Raw genomic sequence first — 26,155 nt, 5'->3', positions numbered from 1 at the left:
TTATGATACACTTATTTTTAGCTTACATAATTTACAGGATTTGATGGAGGATCATGAATGATTGAAGTATATATTGACGGAGCAAGTGCCGGGAACCCTGGACCCAGCGGTGCTGGCATATTTATAAAAGCCAATGGCAATGTTGAAAGGCACTCGATTCCATTAGGTATTATGGAGAATCACGAAGCAGAATATCATGCGTTAATAAAAGCTCTGGAAATTTGTATTCAGAAAAATTATCAGACGGTTTCATTTCGCACCGACTCACAGCTTGTTAACGCTGCAATGGAGAAAGAATTTGTAAAAAATAAAAGATATTCCCCATTATTAGAACAGGCATTACTGTTAAGCAAGCAGCTGCCGCTTTTTTTTATAAAATGGGTGCCTAGCTCTGAAAATAAAAGTGCTGATGATTTAGCTCGCGCTGCCATTCGAAAAAATAATACAAAGGATATTGAACAGTGATTAATAATAAACATAGTGTTGCCCATATCTCACTTCTTCTTGTAGCCTTCGTATGGGGCCTGACATTTGTTGTTGTCCAAAATGCGATTGCTTTTTTAGAGCCTTTTACATTCAATGCAATCCGATTTTTTATAGCAGGATTATTATTATTCCTCTTACAGATTGTTTTTAATAGAAACAAACTGGTCCATTTTAATAAAAATTTGATTGCTGCAGGTATGAAAATTGGATTTTGGTTATTTATTGGCTATGCTTTTCAAACAGTCGGCCTTCTTTACACCACTTCTTCAAAAGCAGGCTTTATTACTGGTTTAAGCGTTGTGCTTGTGCCCTTGTTTTCATGTTTGCTATTCAAATTAAACCCTGGCAGAAATGCTTTAATCGGTGCTATCGTTGCTGCAGGGGGATTATATTTACTGACTATGACGGATACCGTTTCCTTAAATATCGGTGATGGTTACATATTTATATGCGCAATTGGCTTTGCCATGCATATTATTATGACCGGAAAATACAGCAGCAAGCATGCCGTGCTTCCTTTAACGATTGTGCAATTGCTGTTTGTTTCTCTGCTCTCTATGATTTTTTCTATAGTGACAGAAGATTGGCAAACTGTTCTAAACCCATCAATTATGTTTAATGTGGATGTTATAATGGCGCTCCTGATTACATCCGTATTTGCTACTGCTCTTGCGTTTTTAGCACAAACAGCATTTCAGCAATATACGACACCAGCAAGAGTTGCGCTAATATTTGCGACTGAACCGGTTTTTGCAGCTTTAGCAGGCTATTTATGGAATGATGAACGATTAGCTTCAACCGCCGTTATTGGCTGCGGATTCATTTTTGCCGGGATGATTTTTGCTGAGATTCCGAAAAAAAGCAATAAAGCACAGCTCGAAGCTTAAAGATCTTTATTGTGCACTCAACATTTTAAAAATGAGCCTTAATATAGGCTCAGGACCTGTTCTGTTAAAGCCTTATGGCACATGGATAAAAAAGAAAAGGCGTGTGGTTGCACGCCTTCTTAGTCTTTATTCAATTATATGGCAAGCAAATGCTTTTCTTTTACAAATTGTATGGCTTCCTGCCTATTTTTTATACCATGAGTTGTGAGCATTTCAAGTAAGGACATATAAAAACTGCCATCAAATGACTTTTGTATTTTTAGAGTAAGTTCTAAAGCTGCATTCACAAGTTCATCCCCAGCATTCGTATAATGCTTGCCGAAGTAGATAAAACCAATGGCATCTTCTTTCAGCTGAAAGCCTTTGCTTTCTAAAAAACGAACATATTCTTCCACTGTTTTTACAGTCATATTCATTCCTCTCCCTAATTGACAAAGCATTCCTCCTCAAATATTACCGTAAATTTCGACAATTATCTACCTTTTTTTGGTCAAATAATAGCCGATTGTACCTGTAATAACTCCGAGTATCGCTCCACCAATTACCTCCTGAGGCTGATGTCCCAGCATTTCTTTTAGCTTCTTTGGCTTTTCCTCTTTAAATTCAACTGTATCATCTGCATTGATTTTATCGACTAGTTCACCAAGGCTATTTACCTTTAGTGTAAGTTCGCCCGTTTGACGGCGGATCCCCTGTGCATCATACATGACAATAAGTCCGTAAACTAGGGATAGCGCAAAATCAACTGTTGGAACTCCTCTTTGTAATGCAATGAATGTCGTCAGAGAGGAGACTCCAGCTGAATGTGAACTAGGCATCCCTCCTGTTTGAAAAAAGAGTTCTGGCCGCAATTCTTTTTCTTTTGCATAATGGATCGGAATTTTTAACCCTTGAGCAAGTCCTATACTTAAGAGTGCTATGTAGACTCCTTTATTCATATCATCACCTCCTGTTTATTTTGGAGTTTGTGTAGTGTAATTATTCCTTTTCGGTCATACTACTAAACATCGATCATAAAAGAGAGGTGAATGAAGAGATGAGCAGAAGAGGCAATGATAACCGTGGCACAAAAGCATCTGGTGTAAATCCGCAAGGCTACGGACAGGACGCTGAATTTACTGAGGAGCCTAAAAGCAAGCTTGAGAATGCAGCGAAGAAGAAAAACACAAAATAAAAAAAGTAAAAAGGCCGATCACTGGTCGGCCTTTTTCTAATACGCACTTTATCTTGGTATTTATTTTAAGCGTATTGCTGTTCTTCCTGTATGAATTTATGGAGTCCGCGGAATTCGACTTCTGTAAACTTAGCAAGAACTTTTTCGCGATTTATTTTATAGTGCGATTGTTCTAGTGTACACGTAACAGGAACATCGCATTTAATTTCCGCTAACTGTCTGCTTAAGTGAAGCATTTCAAGATCTTGTTCGATTTTCGTTCTTTGCCCTTTTGGAAGCTCTGTTAAATGAGCAAGTACTCCTTCAATATGCTCGTACTGCTGAAGCAGCTTTAATGCTGTTTTTTCTCCAATTCCTTTAACACCAGGATAGTTATCACTTGTATCCCCCATAAAAGCCTTTAGATCAATCATCTGCTTGGGTGTAATGCCTTTTTCCTCGAAGAATGTATCTTTTGTATGAACTTTATAATTACCATATCCCTTTTGGAGAAGAACAACTGAGATCTGTTCATCTAATAGCTGTAAAATATCTTGGTCACCAGTCAAGATTATGACATTGCATTCCTTGGAAGCACTTCTTGCTATGGTGCCGATACAATCATCTGCTTCGTAGCCTGATAAGCCGATGTTCGGAACATCAAAAGCTTCTACCACGTCTTTTACAAGTTCAAATTGTGGCTGAAGCTCAATTGGAGCCTCTGGTCTGTTAGATTTATACCCATCAAACATTTCTGTTCTAAATGTTTTACTGCCCATATCCCAGCACACAGCTACATGGCTTGGGTTAAATGAAGACATAGCGGTTAAAAAGTGTTTCACAAAGCCATAGACTGCATTGGTTGGAACTCCTTTTGAATTGATCATAAATTGACCGCTGACTGCTGTTGCAAAATAGGCTCTGAATAAAAGGGCCATTCCGTCGACTAATAGTAGAGTAGATTTATCTTCTTTCATTTATATTCCTCCTTGGAAAACTGCGTAGATACTATTATAGCATAGGTTAATAAGTTCTTTAAAAACTGGATATAAAATACCAAAAAAGGCGTTTTATACGGTTATTCAATTATCTCTTATACGAGTCCGTTCCATTGCGCTGCGGACACTCACTTTCCGAGGGGAGGAAGCTGAGCCTCCTCGGCGCGACGAGGAGGCTCAGCACCCCCCCCGCAGGAAAGCGAGTACCATGGAGTGGAAATCAAACGATACTTCTATTTAATACAGCATAAATACTTACTTCTCTTTAAGCTTCAGTTTTACAATTGACGCTATTAAAGTCCTTTAAATGGACCCGTTTCCACTTCATTTTCTTCATATGAGATCCAGTCGCTGAAGCTGCCTGGGTATAGTTTGACATGTGGGTAGCCAGCTTCTTTTAGGGCAATGTAGTTTGGTGCGGCGGTGACGCCTGAACCGCAGTAGACGATTAGTGTTTTAGAAGGGTCGATGTCTGTGAATCTCTTTTGCTGTTCTTTTGCATTTTTAAAGCTTCCATTCTCCAGTCCTTCAAACCAAACTTTGTTTATGGCCCCAGGTATTCTTCCTGCCTTTTTGTCTATTGGCTCTTCTATTCCTAAGTATCTTTTCTCCTCACGTGAGTCAATCATTACTATATTATTTAGCTTTTCACTGACAGCTTCTTTTACTTCTTCGTATGTAGCAATCATGTCATGCTTGTAGGCCGGACTATAGCTGACAGGTGCTGGAGTTGGAATTTCGTCAGTTACGACACCATCTTGTTTCTTCCAATTTTCATAACCGCCATTTAAAATATATACCTTTTCATGACCGACATATGTAAGCATCCACCACAAACGCGAAGCAAAAGCACCTTGCCCGCCGTCATATGCAACAACAGTTGTTGCCCGGTCGATGCCCGAACGCTCCAATAACCCGATAAAGTTATTCATTGGCGGCAATGGGTGTCTTCCGCCATGCTGCTGAACTGGAACTGATAAATCCTTTTCCAGATCAAAATAAAGCGCACCAGGAATATGATCTTTTTTATATAACTTTGCACCTTCCTCCGGATCACTTAAATGAAATCGGCAATCTGCGATAACGAGTTTTTCATCATTCAAGTGCTGTTTAAGCCAGTTAGCATCAATTGTTCTCAACTGAAATCCTCCTCCATTTCCTGTGTTTCTTTTGCAGTATGCTGTCATTTTAGCAAAAAGCTTATAAGAAAGAGGGATTTTGTTTCCAAAACCCCTCTAAAAATCATGAAATTTGCTTTTCAATTTCATATAACTTCTCTATTGGATATTGGTTAGAAAGCGCAGAAAGTAAGCCGTTATAATATTCATTGGTTTGCTCGAGCATTGAGTCTGCTATACGGCTATATTCATTAGTCAACAGCGGTTGATAATGATTTTTCAGCCTCTCCCCTTCCCTTTGTAAGTATGCATCTGCGGGATCCTCCATTGCAGCCTGCAATTCATCTGCCAGAAGCTTCCGCTCATTTTTCTCAAAAAATGCTTTAGGATTTTTAAAATAAGATAATGCTTTCTTAAACATCTGCTGATCTAGATCTGAGAAAGCAGTTGTAAATTCTATAGGTTCAAACTGTGCTTTTTCAAATGAAGTAAAAGAGATATTTTGATTGATTTCTTTCAGTTCATTCATTAAACGTTCATGCTGCTCCTGCAGTATTTTTCCTATAAAAACTTCTGCTCTTAAAGAGGTGGCCCTCATTTCTTGTGCAAAATCAAACCCAAAGCTTTTTAGAAAGTCTTCTAAAGCTGTTCCTAATGCACGTTTTAAATTTCTGCCATCATCTTTTAGCAGGGAGGGATTAAACGATTCTTTGACAAAGTCACTAAATCTCAAGAATACTCTCTGGTTTATATAAAAGGTTAGCTCGTCGGCTTCTTGAGTAAATCTTTTCTGCAGCAAATCCGTTCTTTGTTCTTTGAGAAGATGCTGCATTCGCTGCTGCTCTGCTGCCAAAGCTTGAATTTTTTGCTCTTTTAATGACTGATCTTCCATTGAAGACGAAATAAATGCCTTCAGCTGCTCTTTTGATCTTTCTTGTTCACGTTTAGCACTTAAGATCGATATGTTCATTAGGTCATGATGTATAAATGAATAGAAACGCTCTTCAAAGTGCTGCATTCCCTCATGTAATGAACCATTATTTTTCTTTTGCTCTAATGCCTGTAAACTTGATACACCATATACAGAAGGAAGGCGTACTCCATATTGCGTCAGCTGTTCCTTAACATATGTCCGAACGTCTTCAAGCTCTTCTTCATTGTTGGCAAGATCAATAGCGTTAACGATAAAAAACATCTTATCAAGCTCAAAGGAATCCTTTACACGGCCAAGCTGAATGAGAAATTCCCGATCCGCTTTTGAGAAGGCATGATTATAGTAGGTTACGAACAGGATTGCATCTGAATTTTTAATATAATTAAACGCCACTCCAGTATGACGGGCATTAATCGAATCTGCTCCTGGAGTATCAACAAGCGTAATACCGCTTCTTGTCAGCGGGCAGTCATAGTACACTTCTATTAAGTCAACAAAACAGGATTTTTCTTCCTTCGCAACATAATCTGCCAGTTCGCTAAGATTGGTTGTGATCATTTCCCCAAGATTGTTTTGAAATTCTGAAAAACCTTGTGAAAATGCTTTCAAAAAGGCAAAATGTGTTTTCTCATATGCCTCAATTTGTTGTTCAGGCTGAAAAATCTTATCAATTTTCTGCAGAGCATCACTCAAATTGACTGCAGACAAACCAAAAACCTTTAATGATTCATTAATATCCTGAAAGAGGATGTCTTCTTTTTTAACATATACCAAAACAGTTCCGTGCCCATGGTCTGTATCAATTGGCATAATCTTATTGATGGCTGCAGTTGTGGGGTTTGGTGAAACCGGCAGAACCTTCTCGCCTATTAATGCATTGGCAAAAGATGATTTCCCTGCACTAAAGGCCCCAAATAGTGCTACTGTGAACTGCTGATTTTTAATTCGGTCTGCTTTTATGATCAGCTGCTCTGATATGGTTTTAAACCCAGGTACGTCAGCTAGTAAAGTTGAAGTATGCAAAAGCTTTTCAACCAATGCTGATGTTTCCTGCTGACTGACTGCAGCTTTTTCTGCTTCAGGCTGATCGATTACCTTTTTAAAGTGTTTCTTTTCTTCCTTTATAGCATATTCTTCCGTAACGATTTCTACATTTGCTTCTTCATCTGCTATTAGATCACCCCATGTGATCTGAATATTGTCTGGTGAAGCTGCTCCAGTTAAAAGATCAATCATATAGGACTTTGCTTGCTTTAATTGTTCTTTGACGGTGTTTACTTCCTTTAAGGCTTCATCATAGCGGTTTAGTTCGGCAAGGTCTGCAGATAGTTGAAGAAGCTGTTTTTCACCCTTCTTTTCGATAGAAGCTATGATTTTATCTTTCATCATGCGATACTCAGATTTTGCTATTTTTTTAATATTTTCGGCCACATCATTCGTATATTGAAGCACATAATCACCAGATAATCTTGCGCCAGTTTTAACGGTATTTGATAACAGACTTTTATCAAACTTCACTTCAAACTGCTGAGCCTGTTCATAAAGAGTATCACTATTGATTTCCTGCTCCTTCAGTGTCTTCTGCAAAAACTGACGCAGATGCCAATTAATCTGGGCGTTTACCTTATCAGAAAAGTCATCATAAAACTGTGTTAGCCGCTGTTCTTTTTCAGCCATAGTCTTTTGTTTGGAAAAAAACAGTCCTACTTTGAAATCAGGCTGCTCTGCCCTCAGGTAGTTTTCAGCGAGTTCTCTTGTCTGAAACGGCATCATATAAGCACTTTTAAGAATTTCATCTACCTGGTCATTTAAGTTCACTTCAATTATTGTAGCCGCTTTCTTTTTCTCATCGATAATCTTATTTATTTCCTGCAGCTTTTCGGGAACGAGCGCTCGCTCATCTTCATTTAAATCTGCTAATACACGCTCATATGAATCTAACTGATCCGCGCTTTGTTCCTCCATCCATATATGGTGATCTTTCATTAGTTTTTCTAAAGAATGATAAATAGACTGCGGCAGCTGCTTTCTTCCATCTTTTAATAAGTGCTGCAGATTGTTCTGTAAATCGGTATATTCATTATGTGGATGATCTTCTTCTTTTAAAGTCGTATAAAAAATCCTCTCGGGAATAACCCCCCATGATGCAAACGAATCTCTTACACCATTTTGAAACTGTTCAAAGCTTAGCTCTTCTTCCCTATGCTTATCAATTTGATTGATAACTAAATACACCTTTTTGCCTGCATTGACAAGTTCTTTAGTAAACAAGAAATTTAATTCAGCTTGAACATGGTTATAATCCATCACATAAAAAACAACATCAGCCAGATGCATCGCTGATTCAGTTGCGATTCGATGAGCATCATCCGTTGAATCAATACCAGGTGTATCCATTACAATTGCATGAGCAGGAAGTGATGTCTGAGAATGACTTATCTCAACTGATTGAATTTGATCGCCATCTTTGCTGTATTTTTTTATTTTTTCATAATCATATGGAGCTTCATAAACTTTAATCGCACCACTTTTAAAATACACTTTTGCATAGTCATCGCCTGCTTTAATTTTCACTAAATTAGCACTCGTTGGTATCGGACTTGAAGGAAGAAGATTCTCTCCTGCAACTGAATTGATCATGCTTGATTTCCCGGCGGAAAAATGGCCGCAAAACGCTATGGCATACTCTTCCTTATGAAGTTTTTGCGCTAGGTCTTTCGCTCTTTCTGCTGTTTTGACATCAGCTTTATCATGAACATATTGATAAAATGAGGTAATTCGTTCTATTAATTGATTTTTGTCTAACTGCTGAAGTTCCGTTTGAATCATATTAAGTTCCCCTTGCCATCTGTATTGTTATTATTGTATATGATTTTTATCACTTTTCCTATGTATGTCTTTTGATTTTTCAAACTTTTTGCACTCAAAAAGGACCTATAAAATTAGACAATAAAAAAACCAGGACTTTACTGCAAGTCCTGGTTTTGTATTTCTTATATGTTTGGTTTCACTACATTATTTAATACGTGTTTCATTACGATCGAATATGCGGCGATGGTGCCAATAACTAAGACGGTTGTCATATGTAACAACACCTTCCTTATTAAAATCCTTTATTGATAATAATTTTCAACCTCAATTAGGATTCTAACATAGAACGAGAATCATTTTCAATATGTTCATGAAATTTTCACACATTTTACTCTCTCTCTTACAAGCGATTTTCTCCTGTAAGATTCAGCAATGCCTTTTCCTCTGCTGGGATACGGATCATCATCATCCCAATATTTAATAAAGTGAACAAAACAAATGTAATGTATGCTTGAAATAATAGTGGAATGACCATTAATTCTAATGCTACGATGACATAATTCGGATGTTTGATCCACTTGTATGGACCCTTTCGAACTGCTTCTGCATTAGGCAACACAATAATTTTTGTATTCCAATAGCGGCCTAATGAAAAAAGCGCCCATATCCTTCCTGCCTGCAAAAAAATAAACATCGGCAATAAGAATTTCCAAAGAGCCGAAACCGAGTTTTCCAAGAGAACTGTTTCTCCAAGCAAGCTAATAAAAAAAGCGGTGTGGAGAAGAACTATGTACGGATAATGAGCTTGTCCAAATTCCAAAGCTCCTCTTTCTTTCATCCACTTTTCATTGTGTTTTGCAACGTAAAGCTCGCATAATCTTTGAAGCACAATTAAGCTAAAAACGGTATAAAACATGTTCATGACGTCAACTCCATTCCAGCAACAGCAATTCGGAGCTAAAGCCTGGTCCCAATGCAGCTGCAAGCCCTATATCTCCTTTTTTCCCGCTATGCATGAACCTTCTCAGTACATAAAGAATTGTACTGGAGGACATATTTCCGTATTCTTTTAAAACCTGAAGGGATATCTCAGTCATCTCTGGTTTGAAATCAAGTGACTCCTGATAGGCTTCAATTACTTTTCTGCCTCCTGGGTGTGCAATAAAATGAGTAATTTGCTCCAGCTTTATATGATTATTCTCCAGAAATCCCAGTGCATTTGGTTTCAGCCACTTTTCAACAATCGATGGGATATCTCTTGAAAAAATGACATATAATCCATCATTTTTAACATCCCAGCCCATCACATCTGTTGAATGTTTCATGGTAGTAGATTGTGTTGCAATCACTCTAGGTGCTGACTCCTTAATTAATTTAGAAGGTTTTCCTTCGTCCCCAGTCACAAGCACACAAGCAACACCATCGGCAAAAAGAGAAGTCCCTACCAGATTACTTTTTGAAAAGTCATTCCGCTGAAATGTAAGACTGCATAACTCAATCGCCAGCACAAGCACCTTTGCTTTTGGGTATGCAAGACAATATTCATAAGCTCTCGCTAATCCCGATGCACCTCCTGCACACCCAAGACCCCAAATCGGGATTCGTTTCGTATGTTCGGAAAAGGGCAGGATGTTCATGATTCTTGCTTCAATGCTTGGTGTAGAAATGCCTGTACTCGAAATGGTAAAAATCGCATCTATTTCTTCAAAAGGAATATCCTCAACCAAAAATTCCTTGCTGGTGAGGCAGGCTTTCATCGCTTCTGCTCCCAATTCAACTGCACATTCTATATAAGCATCATTCTTTTCTTGAAAGGTATGGTCTCTTTTAAACCAATCCAAGTCCTTTGCAAAATGCCTCTTTTCAATCTGGCCATTTTGAAATACTTTTAATAATCTTTCAAGATCTTTATAGGATTCAGAGAACAAATCTCTCGCAAAATTCATCACTTCATTCTGATGGACGACATGCTTTGGACTAGCCTCAGCAACTGAAATAATTGATGGCATATAACCGCTCCTTTTCCTCCAATGCGGTTAATTTTTCCAAACCATTTAAAATTATTCATTTGCGTTATTAAGTTAAGCTAAGCAGGTATTTCGTGTATAAAAAAACTCCGCCCAAAATGGACGGAGCGAATGTTTTGAAGGAGTTGTTGTGCTCTTTTATTATAAATCCTTCTTATCTTCTATTCATTGTATAATCTTTTCCAATTATCTGTTGACTGATGCTGCACATCAATTTTGATTTTTTTACTGACAGGCGTTTTGCATTTTTCACACATGATTGGTTCACTGTACAATTGCCTGCAATAGTCACAATAATATTTTTCCATAGGATCCCCACATTCTAGAAGATTGTGAGATATTATATTCGTATATTGACGAAAAGATGCTTACTATGTGTGATATTTTTAAATTGTGATAGAAAAAGTTTTCGGATATAACGAAATAAAAAGGTTAAGATAATCCTGTTTCATTTCGCTGCATTCCTTCCTAACTGATACGATTATGAAGCCTGCTGCACTTCTATTTCTGTCTCTTTTACTTTTGACTTTTTAACGCCAAATTCGTTAAAGATCAGATTTAATAGAATAGCTGTTAAGCTGCCTGCTACAATTCCGTTTTCTGTTAGAACACTAATGGCAGCTGGCATTTCAGCAAATACTTCAGGCACAACCGTTACACCAAGACCCATCCCGATTGAGCATGCAATGATGAAAAGATTTTCTTGAGAAGCAAAATTCACTTGGCTTAGCATTTTGATTCCGTAAGCAATAACCATACCAAACATAGCTACCATTGCACCGCCGAGAACAGATGAAGGAATGACCGTTGTAAGAGCACCAATTTTCGGTACAAGCCCAAGCAATACAAGCATTCCGCCTGCAACATAAATAACATTGCGTGTTTTGACGCCAGATAATTGCATAAGTCCGACGTTTTGGGAATAAGTTGTGTATGGGAATGAATTAAACAATCCGCCAAGCACGATCGCAAGCCCTTCAGCACGATATCCTCTTGCCAAATCCTTTTCATCCAGTTTTTCTTCACAAATATCGCCAAGTGCAAAGTAAACACCAGTAGATTCAACCAAGCTGACCATTGCGACTAAAATCATGGTTAAGATAGCAGATAGTTCAAATGTTGGCATTCCAAAATAAAATGGTGCCGGAATATGCAATAGAGAAGCTTCTCCAACCTCTGAAAAATCAACCATCCCCATGAAAAATGCAGCCAGAGTACCTGCTCCAAGTCCTAATAAAATAGAAATTGAACGGATAAAGCCTTTTGAAAATTTATATAAGATAATGATAAAGAGCAATGTCCCAAAAGCTAAACCAATATTTTCAAGTGATCCAAAATCTGCGCTGCCTTCACCGCCAGCCATATTATTCATTGCAACAGGTATTAAGGTAATTCCAATGATCGTTACAACTGAACCTGTTACAACTGGAGGAAAGAATCGTACGAGCTTTCCGAAAAAAGTAGAAATTAGTAAAACAAATATACCAGAAGCAATAATGGCTCCATAAATGGCGGATATTCCATACTCTCCGCCAATGGTAATCATGGGAGCAACTGCAGTAAATGTACAGCCCAACACAACAGGCAGGCCTACGCCAAAGAACTTATTTTTCCAGACTTGTAGAATCGTTGCAACTCCACACATTAGAATATCAATTGATACAAGGTAGGTTAGCTGTTCTCCTGTTAAACCAAGCGCACCGCCAACAATAAGCGGGACAACGACTGCACCTGCATACATAGCAAGTACATGCTGAATTCCTAATGACGCAATCTTTAATGAATTCTGTTTCATCGTGCCACTTCCTCCAATTCTTTATTTCTAAAAGTGACTTCTCCATTTTCAAGAGATTCAATAATTGCGAGAGATTCGATTCTAATTCCTGCATCACGCAATAATTTACCTCCGTCCTGGAAACCTTTTTCAATGACAATTCCCAAGCCAGCAACAGCTGCATTTGCCTTTTCAACAATCTCAACTAGTCCCTCTGCGGCCTGCCCATTAGCAAGAAAATCATCGATAATGAGGACTGTATCGTTATTTTGCAAAAACTTCTTCGATACAGAAATTTCGTTTGTTTCCTGCTTTGTAAAAGAGTAAACGGACGACGTAATCAAATCCTCGGTAAGTGTAAGTGACTTCTTTTTTCTTGCAAAAACGACCGGTACATTTAAATGCAATCCTGTCATAACAGATGGAGCAATACCAGAAGATTCAATGGTTAAAATTTTTGTAATGCCTGCATCTTTAAAGCGGGATGCAAACTCTTTTCCGATTTCCATCATCAATTGCGGATCCACTTGATGATTTAAAAAGCTGTCAACTTTCAGTACTGAACTTGATAATACGTTTCCTTCTGCTTCAATTTTCGCTTTAAGTCTCTCCATTGTTCTCCCCCTGTTGTCTATGTATTTAAAATGAAATCTGCCTAATAAAAAAACCTAAAAGCAATTGCATTCACATGAAGAGTGAAGCAATGCCTTTAGGTTTTCGTTGAAAAAATAGACAATAAATAAGAGTTTTCCCCTTATTCTTTGCTCACTCATAGTCGAATCCTTTACGGTGATTCGGTAGAAACTCGCAGGCCATATCCCTGCTATTATATGAATGATTCATTTTTAATTGTATTAACATTATAACACCGCAAAGGGAGATTTCAATAGTAAATCAATTATTTTACGAACTTTATAGACCGATAAGATTCGGAATATTCGTGTTTATCATTATTGAACTGTGATAAATGTCATAGCAATCTGATTATACCCGATGTGCCCTCTCTTTTTTCCAAGTCTGATTTCTGTTTTTCTTCTTCACATTTTATTCACAATTGAACATTGTGAATTGTGACATATATCACTGGCATATCAATTTTACATCATAAACATAGTGAAAATATTACCAATGAACAATTTGTGAACTGGTAAAATCCATCTAGATTCTAAAATTTACTCTTGTATGATGGAGTTGTAATCATTCATTTTTCAAAGCTTTGAAAGGAGTGGGCGAAGGTGGCGAAGACGGAACTCAGGAAAAATGTAAAAACAGAAGTGGAAGATAGCTCTTCTCTTAAAGGGACGTTAGCTTCCGTTTTCTTATTAGGTTTTTTCCTAATTGTTTCATGGGTAGGTGTGTTCTTTTTATTTTTAGATCGTTTTTAAGAAGTTGAAAGGGGAAAATAGCCATGCATATGCATAAGTTTGAAAAAATTTGGCTAATTTTTGGGGTCAGTACATTGCTTTTCTTCCTAACAGTTTTAGGTGTAAGCGCATTCTATCTTGGAAACCAGCCTCCTAGCTGTTTGGCAACGATTGATCCTGAAAAGGTCGAAACACAGGCACCATTTAATGAACCTGGCTTGAAAAAAGTAGAAGGAAAAGCATGGGATTATGAGCTTGTCTTTGTTGCACAGGCATTTAACTATAATCCGGGGGATGTAGAAATTCCGCTTGGTGCAACAGTGAAAATTATTGCAACCACAAAGGATGTCATACACGGATTTGAAGTTGCTGGCACAAACATCAATATGATGCTCGAGCCAGGCTACATTAGTGAACATGTCACCACATTTGATAAGACAGGTGAATTCTTAATTCTTTGTAATGAATATTGTGGTGCAGGTCACCATTTAATGACTTCCAAAATCGAGGTGGTTGAATCATGATCAACTCAGCAGACAAACTGAAAGTTGACCGCCGTGACGGCAAATTAGTTATGGCACAGATCTATGTTGCCTTTATTGCATTATTAATAGGAGGACTTGCAGGATTATTGCAGGTACTTGTTCGCTCAGGCAGATTCGAGCTGCCGGCAGGAATCGGCTATTATCAGATTTTAACTGTTCATGGTGTTGTATTGGGTCTCGTATTAACAACCTTCTTTATTATGGGATTCATGCAGGCGTGTGTAAGTAAAACAGCTGGAACATTTACACATAAACAGCGCATGATTGCATGGATTGGCTTTTGGCTAATGACAATCGGAACAGTGATGGCGGCTGTTATGATTCTTCTAAATGAAGCAAGCGTGCTTTACACCTTCTACGCTCCGCTTCAGGCCCACTTCCTGTTTTATCTTGGATTAACATTCGTCGTAGTAGGAAGCTGGCTGGGAAGTGCAGCTATTATTATGAAATATGCACAGTGGCGCCGTGCTAATCCAGATACACCTAGTCCGCTGCTCACATTTATGGCTCTAGTGAATGTTTTAATGTGGATTGTCGCGACCCTTGGTGTTGCTGCAACAGTCTTAATTCAGCTTCTTCCATGGTCACTTGGATTAGTAGAAACCGTTAACGTTGGTGTCAGCCGTACATTATTTTGGTATTTTGGACATCCGCTCGTTTATTTCTGGTTATTGCCTGCTTATATGGCCTGGTATGTCATCATTCCAAAAATCATTGGCGGCAAAATTTTCTCAGATTCCTTAGCACGTATGTCCTTTATCTTGTTTTTACTTTTCTCCATACCTGTTGGGTTTCACCATCAGTTATTAGAACCGGGAATTGACGCTGCATGGAAATTCCTTCAGGTTGTTTTAACATTCCTGGTGGTTATCCCATCCTTGATGACAGCCTTCTCACTCTTTGCAACTTTTGAGACGTTTGGCCGTTCTAAAGGAGCAAAAGGCTTATTCGGATGGTTTAAAATGCTTCCTTGGAAAGATGCACGTTTTTCCGTTCCATTTATCGGAATGCTTTCCTTTATACCCGCTGGTGCAGGTGGATTAATTAATGCTTCCAACCAGATGAACCAGGTTGTTCACAACACCATCTGGGTAACAGGACACTTTCATTTAACACTCGCAACCGCTGTGGTTTTAACATTCTTTGGAATTACTTTTTGGTTAGTTCCGCATCTAACTGGACGTGTATTAACAAAAGCAATCAATAAATTAGCTCTCATTCAAGGTGTGCTCTGGGCAATTGGAATGACGTTTATGTCTGGTGCCATGCATGCTGCCGGCTTGTTAGGTGCACCGCGCCGCTCAGCTTTTTCTGAATACGGAGGTGCCCCGCAAGCCGCTGAATGGATTCCCTATCAAGTCGCACAAGCAGTCGGCGGTTCCATTCTATTCTTAGCGATTATTCTTATGCTCTATATCTTTGTAAATCTTGCATTCTTTGCTCCAAAAGGAGAAGAGGAATTCCCTATTGGTGAAATGTCCAGCCATGCTGAACCGGCTCCTATGGTTTTTGAAAACTGGAAAATTTGGATGGGGATTACGGTATTATTAATCTTATTCGCCTATACCATACCGTTTATCGATCTCATTCAAAATGCGCCTCCAGGTTCCAAAGGCTACGATAACCTCTGGTAAAAGAGCTGCGAATAGGCATTTAAAAAGCGTCTGCACAGTGCAGACGCTTTTTTTCTTCCATTATGAATGAACTCCACGATCTTTAGGAACACTCATCTTTTTAATATTCACATTCACGGCAATGACAGATCCTAAAATAAAGAGAGCACCTAAAGCTTGAGCAAATCCAAAAAATTCTCCAAAAATCGCTACACCAATGATACAAGCAACGACAGGTTCGATTGTAGCTATAATCGCAGCCTTGCTTCCTTCCGTTTTCTCCAGACCCTTAGTATATAAAATGTAGGCAACAACAGTTGGTATTAAGCCTAAGCCCAGACTAAGCAGCAAAGCATCTACTGTAAGAAATAAATCCATACGCTCCCAAATTCTTGTAAGTGGGATTAATGCAGCTGAAGCAACTAGAAAGGTATAAAATGTGACTGTGTAGGATGAGTACTTTCTTAATGCAAACTTTCCAAATATTGTATAAAGAGCATACCCAAAGCCAGATCCTAATCCGATCAGAAAACTCATGGCGGTTAAATTTGCATTGCTGCCGCTTAAGCCCGTGATCAGAGCACATCCTATTATGGTTGTGAGCACAGCTATTAATTTTTTTCTATTTAACTTTTCCTTTAAAAATAAAAATGATAGTACAGTGACAAAGGCAGGAGCGGTGTATAACAGAATTACCGCAATTGAAACACCTGCCTGATTCATCGTTGTAAAGTAACAAAAGTTGAAAAAGGCAATACTAAATATGCCAGTGCCGATAAAATAACGGATATCATACCATTGAGATAATTTCATTTCTTTTCGGTAAGAAAAGATGCCTAAGAAAAACAGAAAGAAAGCAGCAGACATTACCCTAACAGTGACTATTTCCATTGCAGAAAATCCAAGTTCCCCCAGCTCTCTTACAAATAAAGCAATGATCCCCCATAGTGCAGCACCTGATGTAATGAAAAGTGCAGGTTTGTATTTTTTCATCATTCACATCCCTTTTTAATTGAGATGAGCCGTTTACATGTCCTTGAAGATACCGATTTCTTAGTTTAACTGATAAACTTTATTATATTTTTCGTATAAATACTCTACTAAATGCTGTGCGTTTAATCCTTCTCCTGTCGCGTCTTGAAGAATTTCCAGAGGTTTTTTCATTTTGCCGAATTGATGTACATGCTCTGTAAACCACTCTTTAATGGGTGTTAAGTTTCCTTCCTCTAATAACTGGTCAAAGTGTGGCAGATCCTTCAGCATCGCATTTTTCAATTGAGCCGCATACATGTATCCAAGTGCATAGGAAGGGAAATAGCCAAAGCTGCCGCCAGACCAGTGAACATCCTGTAATACACCTTTTGCATTGCTGTCTGGCACTATGCCCAGGTATTCCTTATATTTTGCATTCCATACTTCAGGCAGATCCTTTACTTCAATTTCATCATTAAAAAGTCCCTTTTCAATTTCATAACGAATGATAATATGAAGCGGATATGTTAGTTCGTCTGCTTCAATTCGTATTAATGATGGCTTCGCTTCATTAATTGCTGTATAGAAATCTTCTACAGCAACATCATCAAATTGTCCACTGCTATATTGCTTTAATAAATCATAGTTCTTTTTCCAGAATGATAGATCTCTTCCAACAAAATTTTCATAGAATAACGATTGAGATTCATGAATGCCCATTGATGTTCCATCACAAAGCGGAGTGCCAATTAAATCTTTGCTTATATTCTGCTCATATAAGGCATGGCCGCCTTCATGAATTGTTCCAAACACGGCTGTCCGAAAATCATTTTCATCGTATTTTGTCGTAACCCTTACATCTCCAGGGCTTAGTCCGATCGCAAATGGATGTACCGTTTCATCCAGTCTTCCTGCCTTAAAGTTATAGCCCATTTGATCAAGAATTTCCAAGCTGAATTCTCGCTGTGCTTCTTTTGGGAAATGTTTGTATAATGAATCTGTCTGTGGCTTTACTTTTGCCTCTGCAATTTGCTTGACAAGCGGAACAATCTTCTCGCGCAAGTTCCCAAACACTTCATCAAGTGTTTCAACTGTGATGCCTGGCTCGTACATGTCCAGTAATGTGTTATATTTATTTCCTTCATAACCCCAATACTCAACAAAACGCTTATTCATTGAGACAAGCTTTTCTAAATATGGTTTAAACATGTCAAAGTCGTCTTTCTCTTTTGCCTCTTCCCAAGTACTCTCTGCCTGTGATTGTAAAATAACATATTCTTTATACTCTTCAGTTGGGATTTTTTTATTGCGGTCATATTCTTTTTGACATAGTTCTACTGTTTTTACTGTTCGTTCAGACAGTTCTTTTTTCACTTCATCTTGAGAAAGTGCTTGAAGGAATGCTGCCATTTCATCGGAAGTTGAAAGGTGAAAAACCTCTGAAGAAAGCACCCCAATCGTTTCAGATCGCTGCTCTACTCCCTGTTTTGGTGCTCCAGTGCGCAAATCCCAAAAAATAAGAGAAAGTGCTTCATTATATGCTTCCATTTTCTTTACATACTCAAGAAATTTTTGCTCTGTTTGCTGTATAGACATCAATAGTCCCCCTATGTATTCATATTCACTTCTTACATCTTATCATATTTTTCTGAAAATGCAGTATACCACCTTAATCATCACTTTGTCATTCATTTAATTCTATTTTAGTAGTTTCTCTAAGGCATGCTCAGTTATTAACAAAATAATGGAAAGGCGGTGGCTAGGACAAAACGAAAATTCTCTTTCTAATACAAGAATACATTCTGATTGTTTGCGTGCTTATAATAGCCCGTTCCACCTGCGCTGCACACACAATTTTTAAATCAAATAAAAAACCGGATGATTAGAAAAAGTCACTTCCTAATCATTCGCACATATGTCAAAGGGCATTTTAGTACGTTATAATTAAAGAGACCGTAACTCTATGGATATCACTTTAAATTAATAATAAGGAAGTATCGTTCATGAGATTTTTTATCTTATTCATTGTGTTTATTTCTTTCTTTGACATGTTTTCACAGTTGCCGATTATGAGTACATATGCAAAAGGTTTAGGAGCTGGCTCTGCATTCATTGGTATGATAGTGGGAATGTATTCTTTTTCAAATATGATCGGTAATATGCTCGCGGGCTACTATATTGACCGCAGACGCGGAAAGACGATATTAATCATCGGACTTGGTTTATGCGGAGCGATTCTTTTTCTATATCCTTTTGCCGCTACTCCTCCTCAATTATTGGGTATTCGCTTTCTTCATGGTTTTATCAGCGGATTTATTGTACCTGCGGCCTTTACTATGATCGCGAATAGAAGCAAATCAGGGACACAAGGTAAATCAATGGCCATTACTGGTGCAGCAGTTGGTATTGCCGCAATCGCCGGGCCAGCTTTTGGAGGAATTGCTGGTTCTGAGAATGTTCAGATAGTCTTTATTGTAAACGGTATTCTCATGCTTTTGACAGCCGCCGCGGTCCCATTTTTCATAAAAAAACAGGGATACAACGGAGCCTCTTCTGAAAAGAAGCTTGACAATCCAGCTGGTCAACCAATCAGTGCGTTAATGGTATTCAGCTTTATCGGTGCCTTTAGCCTGATGTTTGCTCAAGGAGTATTAGCATATATGCTGCCTCTTCAAGTGGAAATGCTGCAATTCAGCTCTACTGCAAGCGGAACACTTTTGAGTACATTTGGCATTACAGCAATATGTATTTTCTTACTGCCAACGAATAGGCTATATGACAAGTATAAACCTTTTCATTTAATGATTTTGGGAATGTCGGTCATTGGCTTTGCTTTATTGCTCCTAAGCAATAGTACAACCTTACTTATGCTATATGTATCGATGGTTAATTACGGCTTAGGCTTTGCCTGGCTGTTCCCATCTATTTCTGCCCTATTGATTCATCAGACATCGCCTGAAACAAGAGGAAGAGCTTTTGGGTATTTTTATGCCTTTTTCTCACTAGGATCTGTTGCCGGATCTGCCATCACTGGTGCTCTGACAGTTGGCTTTGAGAGCGGATTTTTTATTGCCGCATGTCTTTTATTAGGAAATGCATTGTGGATGTCCTTGTATAACAAATGGAAAAAATCCCCCTAATTGGTTTTAGGGGGATTTTTCCCATGATATTATTGCGGTTTAACAGGGACTACCTTTTCTATTACTGAAAGGGCATCCTTGTTTTCATTTTCATGTAATAAAATGTGAACTGTTCCCTGATCCTCGTGAGTTCGAATTAGCCTGCCTATGCCTTGGCGAAGTCTAAGAATCATGTAAGGCATGTCCACTTCTTTGAATGGATCCTCTGCTCCTTCTCTTTTCGCTGTAAAAACAGGATCATGCGGCGGATACGGAAGAGAGAAAATAATCACATTTTCGAGTGAACGTCCAGGAATATCCAATCCTTCCCATAGGCTTGTTGAACAAAGAACAGATTGTTCCTCATTTTGGAATTTAGATACCAATGTACTGATTTCACTTTCACCTTCAAAGTAAATTGGCCAATTTAGCTTTTCGGCAGCGTGTGATTTAAAAGCTGCCAGTTCTGCCTGATTGTTAAAAAGAACGAGCGCCCGTCCTTCTGATTCCTCTATTTGTGCCAAGGTATATTCCATTTTCGCATCTAAATCATCTGCTTTAAATACGGGCATCTTTATAGTCATGCTTTCATCATAATCAAATGGGGATTCTACCGAAAAAGAAAGATAGTCTGTCATTCCTAAGCTGTTTGCCATATATTCAAAAGATTTGTTTTCGGATAATGTAGCAGACGAAAACACAAAAGGCTGCTTCTGTGAAAAAACCTCTTCTTTCATAATTTCTTCCACCATTTTTGGCATGATCACCAGCGTATGTTCTAAGTTATGATTTTCAAACCATGTAATACCTTTTAACTCTTTTAAAAATAAGGACAGTGAATAAGAGATTTGCTCTAAATACTCTTCAACAATTTTCAAATCATATTCATTAATGACATACATTTCGCTTTCGAATACAAGCTCTTCTTCTAATGTACTGATTAAATCAAGAAGTTTCTTTCCTTCCGCCAGAACAGCCGGTGTTTTTTGAATCGTACGCTTTTCAGATCCAAGTTCCTCAGTAGAAGCATTAATCAATTCTGAAAAGAACACTTCATTCTGATAAATTGTATCTTCGATTGTATTTAATGTTGTTTCACGTACATCATTTGCCATTAAGCGTGTAAGAAGTGATTCTAAAATCTGCTCAGTGAAACGATACGTTAGTGCCTTTTGAGATGCATACTCTAGTAAATGTCCTTCATCAAAAACAACGCAAGAGCTCTCTGGCAGAAGCGGCAGCTGCCCTTCTCGTTTACGTGATTCTTTTGTCCATATATGTTCCATATAAAAGTCATGCGAGCAAATAATAAGATCACTCGCTTTACGATAATGCTCTCGATGCAAAGTCTGTCCGCACCGGTGACGCTTCTCGCATGTGAAGCAATCCTGCAAAGAATCCCACGCAACATTTTCCCAATGCTCATCTGTTAGATGCGGGTAATCCTTGCGATCTCCATATTTGTTAAACTTTTGCATAGAAGAACCACTATGAACAAAATCAGGCAGCACATCAAACACTTCGTTGTATACTTCGTTATCGTTTGCTGCTACAAGCTGATCAAGCTTATTTAAGCATAAATACTGATCACGGGATTTTGCTAAACGGACATCAATATTTAATTCTAATGCCTTTTCTAGTTTAGCAATGTCTCCTTCTTTTTTCACAAGCTGTTCAATTAAGTTTTCATCTGCACAAGCAATGATCGCTGGTTTATTTTTATATCTTGCATAAGCAATCGCATATAAAAGATAAACGATTGTTTTCCCCGTTCCTACGCCTGCCTCAGCAAAGATAATTTTACTTTCTTTAAAAGCCTTCTCAAGCTGGAAAGCCATAAAGATCTGCTCATCCCGCATTTCAAAGCCTGCTTCAGGAAGAATATCGTAAAAGACATCTCCTATCCACTCACTAAGTTTTTCGTAAAAAGATTCTGTTTTTGCAATTGCAAATGGCATTCGGCTTTGCATGCTACCCCTCCGTATTATCTGCTCTATATTCTTTTAATTAAATTTCATTAAACAAATAAAAAACCTTGCACTGCGGCATGGTTTTTCTTGATCGCCTTTTTTGTTGATGGAGTTCATATCGTATGTGACAATGTTTTTTTTATACTACCTGAAAGTATAAATGGGCAGCTCAGAAAGGCAAGTTTTCTTTATACTAACAGAAAATATAAATGAGCAGCACTGATGAAAGCTCGACGTCGGGGCTCATTTTAAGAATGTAGTATAAGGGCAACTAAGCCTCTGTCTGCGTCCTTGCAGGACTTGCCCAGTCGGCAAGTTTTCTTTATACTAACAGAAAATATAAATGAGCAGCACTGTTGAAAGCTCGACGTCGGGGCTCATTTTAAGAGTGTAGTATAAGGGCAACTAAGCCTCTGTCTGCGTCCTTGCAGGACTTGCCCAGTCGGCAAGTTTTCTTTATACTAACAGAAATATAAATGAGCAGCACTGTTGAAAGCTCGACATCGGGGCTCATTTTAGGATTGTAGTATAAGGGGAACTAAGCCTCTGTCTTCATCCTTGCAGGACTTGCTAATTAACTGCTCTTTTTTGAGAATGAGAAGGTCATAGCCTGCTGCAGTTCTAATTGTGCATGTTTGAGTTTATCAAGACCAACGTGTGACTGTCCATCGTCCTCAATGATTTTCCCCATTGATGCTTCTATTGCATGAGCGATTTTAGTAAAATCTATTCTGCTGTCTTTCATCGTCTTTCCTCCTGCCGAATATAATATAACTATTATATTCAGCAGAGGATTAGTCTATTCTTTCTGTTTCAGTGAATTCCTTAAATAACTATTGCTGCTGACGCGGCGGCCTTTTACCCCAGAATTGATAATAATCTGTCTTAATAAAACCATTAAACAACTTTCTCTTTTTCGTTGCCTTTTTTCCAAATTGAGTTTCAAACTCTTCATCGGAAGTCAGCATATAGATGGACCATGTGTCATATGGAGTAAGTGCTTGTCCCATTTCCCGATACATCTTCTGTACATCTGGCTTATCTCCAAGACGTTCACCATAAGGAGGATTACCAATGATAACACCATACTCTTTCGAGGTTGTGAAGTCTCTAACTTGCATTTGCTTAAATTGAATCAGATCGCCTAAACCTGCTTCAAAAGCATTTTCTTCTGCCATTTTTACTAAGCGGTGGTCAATGTCAGTGCCTGTAATATCAAGCGGCTGATCATATTTAGCAAGGTCCTCAACTTCTTCGCGGACTTTATCCCAAACATCTTGAGAAATCCAGTCCCACTGTTCAGAGATAAATTCACGATTAAAACCTGGAGCAATGTTTTGCCCAATCAATGCAGCTTCAATCGGAATTGTCCCAGATCCGCAGAAGGGGTCAACAAATGGCTTGTCTGCCGTCCAGTTTGTGAGCATTACTAATGCAGCGGCCAACGTTTCCTTTAGAGGTGCTTCCCCTTGGTCCACTCTGTACCCGCGCTTGTGCAGGCCGCTTCCTGAGGCATCGATTGTCAAGAGTGCCACATCTTTATGCAGAGCTACTTCAATTTTAAACATCGGCCCATTTTCTTCGAGCCAGCCCGGAATTTTATAATGCGTTTTCAGGCGGTCTACAATTGCTTTCTTCACGATTGCCTGACAGTCTGATACACTGAAAAGTTTTGATTTAACAGACTTTCCGGAAACCGGAAAATTTGCGTTTGCCGGCAAATATCTTTCCCATGGAATGCTTTTTGTTTTTTCAAACAGCTCATCAAAACTTGTTGCTCTAAATTCACCAATCTTAATTTTAATACGATCAGCGGTACGAAGCCACATATTGCTTCTCGCAATGGCTGTTTCATCACCTTTGAAGGTTATTCTTCCATTCTCAACCTCGCACTCATAGCCAAGGTCACGCACTTCCTTCGCTACAATCGCTTCTAACCCCATTGCAGATGTAGCAATTAAATCATATTTCGTCATATTCTCACCCTAACATCGTTTTCTCTGCTATGTATCTTTATATAATGAAATTTTTCTTCCTAATTATTAGTCACATACTGCAAGAAAGGCTCTCCTGTGTGGAGAGCCTTTATAATTATTCCCAAAAAAATCGCAATAATAACGTTCTGTAAGCCATGTTTTGTACCATTGTACTGCAAACGACAAGAGTCTCGTACATAGGTGGTAATCATCTATCTACAAACACTTACATGTTTGTCCTTCTCTTCGTTCATTTTCTCAGAGAAAGTGCCCCTACCATTATTTGGGTTTCTCGCTCGTGGGGTTTACCTCGTTCCACCCTTTTCATTTCTGAAAAGGCTACGTCACTGTGGCACTTTCAAGGTATTCACACCATATCAATGATTGACTTAGGTGTTTTCCCTGCCGTCAGCTTTCACACTGCCCTAGCTTATGACTTCGCTAGGCACGAACACTACCGGCATCTCAGCCAGTGCGAGCATGGACTTTCCTCTACAATAAAAATTGCAGCGATTACCCGAACGTTATTAATGACACAAATAGTATTATATGAAATATGTTATGCAATAGCAATGGTTTTTACAAGAAATCTAGTGAAATACTGTCAATCGTACAGCTTGTTTCCAAATACATGCTTCTCAAGGTTAGAGAGACGCTTTAAAATATCAAAATTGGTTGTACCAGCAGTTTGTGGTGCGGCAGCACGGCGCGGTGCTTCCTCTGCTTGCTTTTTCAATCTCATATTTTCCTGCTGCAAATCATCAATCATGGTAAAAAACGTTTCGTAGTCCTTAATAATGACATCAAGAAATTTATCTACATCTTCTGGTTTATATCCTCTCATTGATGTCTTAAATTCTTTTTCCAGTATATCCTTAGCACTTAAATTAAACTTTTGCTCCAACATCATCTTCACCTCAGTATATCGCCAATCATTCTTTATATTTTTTCAAATCTATAGTCTTTTGTCAATTTTAATCATAGCTGTCATTTGAATTCATCTGTTCTTCTTCAACAAGAACTTGCAGGTCATAAAAAGTAATTTGCCGGATTTCGTAGCTTCCTGCTTCGTCCTTTTGTTTTGCAGCCTCATATATAAATTTCGGACTGCCCTCTTTTTCCGGATCATAAAACAAAATCAAAATATCACTTTTTTCAATCACAAATTGATTTTTAAGCCGTAGCTGGTGTGGCCCCTCATATGGTTTATGGGATACAGATTCAATGAAATCTGCACCGGCAAGCACCGATTCATACCATTCTTTATTTTTGTCACTCCAGTTTTGTTCTTGCTCGTAAAATGGAGTGATGACTGCAAGCTGCAGTTGGTGATATCCTTCAAGCTGCAAATCAAAAACGACCTCAGCTGCCCACAATTCTGTGCCAAGCTGTCCGCTGATCAAGACCCACTCTAACCCTTCATCTGCTAAATGCAGGATCTGTTTTTTTAGTGCCTGCTTAATAAATTTTACGGAAGGATGATCCATTTGAAAAATCCCAAGTTCAAATGGCTTATATCCTGATATCAATGCAACTTTAGCCAAATAAAAAAGCTCCCTACTTGTTCGCCTGTGGAGACCAGGAAATATGTATTGACTTTATTTTACCATAACCTAACTTCTTTTTATAAGAAAATTATTTGAAGATCTGAAGATGAAGATCTCCTGTAAATTTTCTATTCTGAAAAAACCTTATTTTGAGCATATTTACGGACACTTATTAGCGGTTAGCAATTGGTCAGCATAATGCATATTTTTTAAAAGAAGGTGGCTGAAACAAAACTTAAAAATATCCTTAAAGCCAAATATTCAATGTAATGTTTTGAGTAACTAAACCAACCCATTCCATTTTACTCATGTTTAAAAAGAGATATTTAAATTCATAAATAAAAACCGAATGATTAGAAAGATTTACTTCCTAACCATTCGGTTCTATGGTTGTGTTAACTACTTATATCCCAGCTCCTTAAATCGTAAAGCTTATTTACGGAAACCGAAACCAGGAGCGCCAAATCCTGGTCCACCAAAACCTGGTCCTGGAGCGCCGAATCCTGGACCTGGAGTACCAAATCCGCCTGGTGCTGGCACGCCAAATCCTTGAGCACCTCCAAAAGCTGGAGCTGGAGCCGGTACTGGACCTGGTCCTGCTACAAATTGCTGGTTTGTTACTTCGTTAACCGTAGACTGAGTCTGCGGGAAGTAATGAACGTGATCGTAGTTAACATGGTTAACATTCGTAGTATGAGTTGGATGGATATGTGGCACCACATTATTTTGATATGTGTTGTTCACACAGCACTTCGTCGGATGCACAACTGCAGGTAAAACATTCGTTTTCTTTGGACCGCAATGCATAAGTGAAGATCCCCTTTCATCATGTTTTATTTTCTTTACAATAATAATCTATGA

At 38.4% G+C, this 26,155-nt stretch carries 25 protein-coding genes, 1 other RNA gene and 1 riboswitch; of the genes, 7 read left to right on the top strand and 19 right to left on the bottom strand.

Annotation, left to right across the window (positions count from 1 at the left end; all coding sequences use genetic code 11):
- The first annotated feature begins 57 nt into the window (after positions 1-57).
- Both B7E07_RS08890 and B7E07_RS08885 read left to right on the top strand, forming a co-directional pair.
- Positions 58-465, top strand: coding sequence for a reverse transcriptase-like protein (locus B7E07_RS08890; protein ID WP_066444383.1), 408 nt, complete (start codon positions 58-60; stop codon positions 463-465).
- A complete protein-coding gene (locus B7E07_RS08885; RefSeq protein WP_080849150.1) occupies positions 465-1,373 on the top strand; it encodes a DMT family transporter in 909 nt (302 codons plus the stop codon). The genes B7E07_RS08890 and B7E07_RS08885 overlap by 1 nt, the downstream gene beginning before the upstream one ends.
- A gap of 134 nt (positions 1,374-1,507) precedes the next feature.
- Here B7E07_RS08885 and B7E07_RS08880 read toward each other — a convergent pair whose 3' ends face one another.
- Together B7E07_RS08880 and B7E07_RS08875 are read right to left on the bottom strand one after the other, a co-directional pair.
- On the bottom strand, positions 1,508-1,789 hold the full coding sequence (locus B7E07_RS08880) for a DUF6123 family protein (RefSeq protein ID WP_066444380.1): 282 nt from the start codon (positions 1,787-1,789) through the stop codon (positions 1,508-1,510).
- A 60-nt stretch (positions 1,790-1,849) separates the two neighbouring features.
- A complete protein-coding gene (locus B7E07_RS08875; protein ID WP_066444376.1) occupies positions 1,850-2,311 on the bottom strand; it encodes a divergent PAP2 family protein in 462 nt (153 codons plus the stop codon).
- A 98-nt stretch (positions 2,312-2,409) separates the two neighbouring features.
- Here B7E07_RS08875 and sspL point away from each other — a divergent pair, with 98 nt between their 5' ends.
- Positions 2,410-2,547: a small, acid-soluble spore protein L gene (gene sspL, locus B7E07_RS08870; protein WP_080845521.1), complete on the top strand. Its 138-nt coding sequence runs from the start codon at positions 2,410-2,412 to the stop codon at positions 2,545-2,547.
- A 65-nt stretch (positions 2,548-2,612) separates the two neighbouring features.
- On the opposite strand, the gene B7E07_RS08865 is transcribed toward sspL, so the two are convergent.
- The 8 genes from B7E07_RS08865 to B7E07_RS08835 all read right to left on the bottom strand — a co-directional run bounded on the left by B7E07_RS08865 (position 2,613) and on the right by B7E07_RS08835 (position 12,802).
- Complete coding sequence (locus B7E07_RS08865) at positions 2,613-3,503, bottom strand: 5'-3' exonuclease (protein ID WP_080845520.1); 891 nt, start codon at positions 3,501-3,503, stop codon at positions 2,613-2,615.
- Between the two features lie 314 nt (positions 3,504-3,817).
- Positions 3,818-4,663 carry a sulfurtransferase gene (locus tag B7E07_RS08860; protein ID WP_257391421.1) on the bottom strand — a complete coding sequence of 282 codons (846 nt, stop codon included), beginning with the start codon at positions 4,661-4,663 and terminating at the stop codon, positions 3,818-3,820.
- A gap of 103 nt (positions 4,664-4,766) precedes the next feature.
- A complete protein-coding gene (locus B7E07_RS08855) occupies positions 4,767-8,405 on the bottom strand; it encodes a dynamin family protein (RefSeq protein WP_080845518.1) in 3,639 nt (1,212 codons plus the stop codon).
- Positions 8,406-8,787: 382 nt separating this feature from the next.
- Complete coding sequence (locus tag B7E07_RS08850; protein WP_306807552.1) at positions 8,788-9,309, bottom strand: isoprenylcysteine carboxyl methyltransferase family protein; 522 nt, start codon at positions 9,307-9,309, stop codon at positions 8,788-8,790.
- Positions 9,310-9,313: 4 nt separating this feature from the next.
- Positions 9,314-10,396, bottom strand: a complete 1,083-nt coding sequence (locus B7E07_RS08845; RefSeq protein WP_080845517.1) for a type III polyketide synthase — start codon at positions 10,394-10,396, stop codon at positions 9,314-9,316.
- A 179-nt stretch (positions 10,397-10,575) separates the two neighbouring features.
- Positions 10,576-10,722 (bottom strand): hypothetical protein, encoded by a 147-nt coding sequence (locus B7E07_RS23590; protein WP_176215136.1) that lies wholly within the window; start codon positions 10,720-10,722, stop codon positions 10,576-10,578.
- A 173-nt stretch (positions 10,723-10,895) separates the two neighbouring features.
- Positions 10,896-12,209, bottom strand: coding sequence for a nucleobase:cation symporter-2 family protein (locus B7E07_RS08840; RefSeq protein ID WP_080845516.1), 1,314 nt, complete (start codon positions 12,207-12,209; stop codon positions 10,896-10,898).
- Positions 12,206-12,802, bottom strand: a complete 597-nt coding sequence (locus B7E07_RS08835) for a xanthine phosphoribosyltransferase (RefSeq protein WP_080845515.1) — start codon at positions 12,800-12,802, stop codon at positions 12,206-12,208. The genes B7E07_RS08840 and B7E07_RS08835 overlap by 4 nt, the downstream gene beginning before the upstream one ends.
- Before the next feature lie 138 nt (positions 12,803-12,940).
- A riboswitch (purine riboswitch) is annotated at positions 12,941-13,042 on the bottom strand.
- Between the two features lie 381 nt (positions 13,043-13,423).
- Between B7E07_RS08835 and B7E07_RS08830 the strand changes: the two genes are divergently transcribed.
- The 3 genes from B7E07_RS08830 to B7E07_RS08820 are packed head-to-tail and all read left to right on the top strand — an operon-like array spanning position 13,424 to position 15,731.
- The gene (locus B7E07_RS08830; RefSeq protein ID WP_080845514.1) at positions 13,424-13,573 is read left to right on the top strand and encodes a cytochrome c oxidase subunit 2A; all 150 of its coding nucleotides are present in this window, start codon (positions 13,424-13,426) and stop codon (positions 13,571-13,573) included.
- Positions 13,574-13,596: 23 nt separating this feature from the next.
- Positions 13,597-14,076: a cytochrome c oxidase subunit II gene (locus tag B7E07_RS08825; RefSeq protein WP_080845513.1), complete on the top strand. Its 480-nt coding sequence runs from the start codon at positions 13,597-13,599 to the stop codon at positions 14,074-14,076.
- Positions 14,073-15,731 (top strand): b(o/a)3-type cytochrome-c oxidase subunit 1, encoded by a 1,659-nt coding sequence (locus B7E07_RS08820; protein WP_080845512.1) that lies wholly within the window; start codon positions 14,073-14,075, stop codon positions 15,729-15,731. Before B7E07_RS08825 ends, B7E07_RS08820 begins: the two co-directional genes overlap by 4 nt.
- 60 nt (positions 15,732-15,791) lie before the next feature.
- Here B7E07_RS08820 and B7E07_RS08815 read toward each other — a convergent pair whose 3' ends face one another.
- The gene (locus tag B7E07_RS08815) at positions 15,792-16,706 is read right to left on the bottom strand and encodes a DMT family transporter (RefSeq protein ID WP_306807551.1); all 915 of its coding nucleotides are present in this window, start codon (positions 16,704-16,706) and stop codon (positions 15,792-15,794) included.
- Between the two features lie 57 nt (positions 16,707-16,763).
- The gene (locus tag B7E07_RS08810; protein ID WP_080845510.1) at positions 16,764-18,278 is read right to left on the bottom strand and encodes a carboxypeptidase M32; all 1,515 of its coding nucleotides are present in this window, start codon (positions 18,276-18,278) and stop codon (positions 16,764-16,766) included.
- Positions 18,279-18,685: 407 nt separating this feature from the next.
- Here B7E07_RS08810 and B7E07_RS08805 point away from each other — a divergent pair, with 407 nt between their 5' ends.
- The gene (locus B7E07_RS08805) at positions 18,686-19,822 is read left to right on the top strand and encodes an MFS transporter (protein ID WP_080845509.1); all 1,137 of its coding nucleotides are present in this window, start codon (positions 18,686-18,688) and stop codon (positions 19,820-19,822) included.
- 29 nt (positions 19,823-19,851) lie between these two features.
- Here the strand turns inward: B7E07_RS08805 and B7E07_RS08800 are convergent, their stop codons facing one another.
- The 7 genes from B7E07_RS08800 to B7E07_RS08775 all read right to left on the bottom strand — a co-directional run bounded on the left by B7E07_RS08800 (position 19,852) and on the right by B7E07_RS08775 (position 26,101).
- Positions 19,852-21,771 (bottom strand): ATP-dependent DNA helicase, encoded by a 1,920-nt coding sequence (locus tag B7E07_RS08800; RefSeq protein WP_080845508.1) that lies wholly within the window; start codon positions 21,769-21,771, stop codon positions 19,852-19,854.
- Positions 21,772-22,345: 574 nt separating this feature from the next.
- The gene (locus B7E07_RS23585) at positions 22,346-22,516 is read right to left on the bottom strand and encodes a hypothetical protein (RefSeq protein WP_176215135.1); all 171 of its coding nucleotides are present in this window, start codon (positions 22,514-22,516) and stop codon (positions 22,346-22,348) included.
- Positions 22,517-22,604: 88 nt separating this feature from the next.
- Positions 22,605-23,747, bottom strand: coding sequence for a THUMP domain-containing class I SAM-dependent RNA methyltransferase (locus tag B7E07_RS08795; protein WP_080845507.1), 1,143 nt, complete (start codon positions 23,745-23,747; stop codon positions 22,605-22,607).
- 144 nt (positions 23,748-23,891) lie between these two features.
- Positions 23,892-24,272, bottom strand: an RNA gene (gene rnpB / locus B7E07_RS08790) — RNase P RNA component class B.
- 79 nt (positions 24,273-24,351) lie between these two features.
- A complete protein-coding gene (gene gpsB, locus B7E07_RS08785) occupies positions 24,352-24,654 on the bottom strand; it encodes a cell division regulator GpsB (protein WP_080845506.1) in 303 nt (100 codons plus the stop codon).
- Positions 24,655-24,721: 67 nt separating this feature from the next.
- Positions 24,722-25,291: an SLOG family protein gene (locus tag B7E07_RS08780; RefSeq protein WP_080845505.1), complete on the bottom strand. Its 570-nt coding sequence runs from the start codon at positions 25,289-25,291 to the stop codon at positions 24,722-24,724.
- Between the two features lie 435 nt (positions 25,292-25,726).
- On the bottom strand, positions 25,727-26,101 hold the full coding sequence (locus tag B7E07_RS08775; RefSeq protein ID WP_080845504.1) for a CotD family spore coat protein: 375 nt from the start codon (positions 26,099-26,101) through the stop codon (positions 25,727-25,729).
- Positions 26,102-26,155 lie beyond the last annotated feature (54 nt).

The sequence above is a fragment of the Cytobacillus gottheilii genome, from assembly GCF_900166665.1.
Taxonomy (GTDB): domain Bacteria; phylum Bacillota; class Bacilli; order Bacillales; family Cytobacillaceae; genus Cytobacillus; species Cytobacillus gottheilii_A.
Note: the sequence above shows the minus strand (reverse complement) of the source record. Positions and strands in the feature narration are given on the sequence as shown.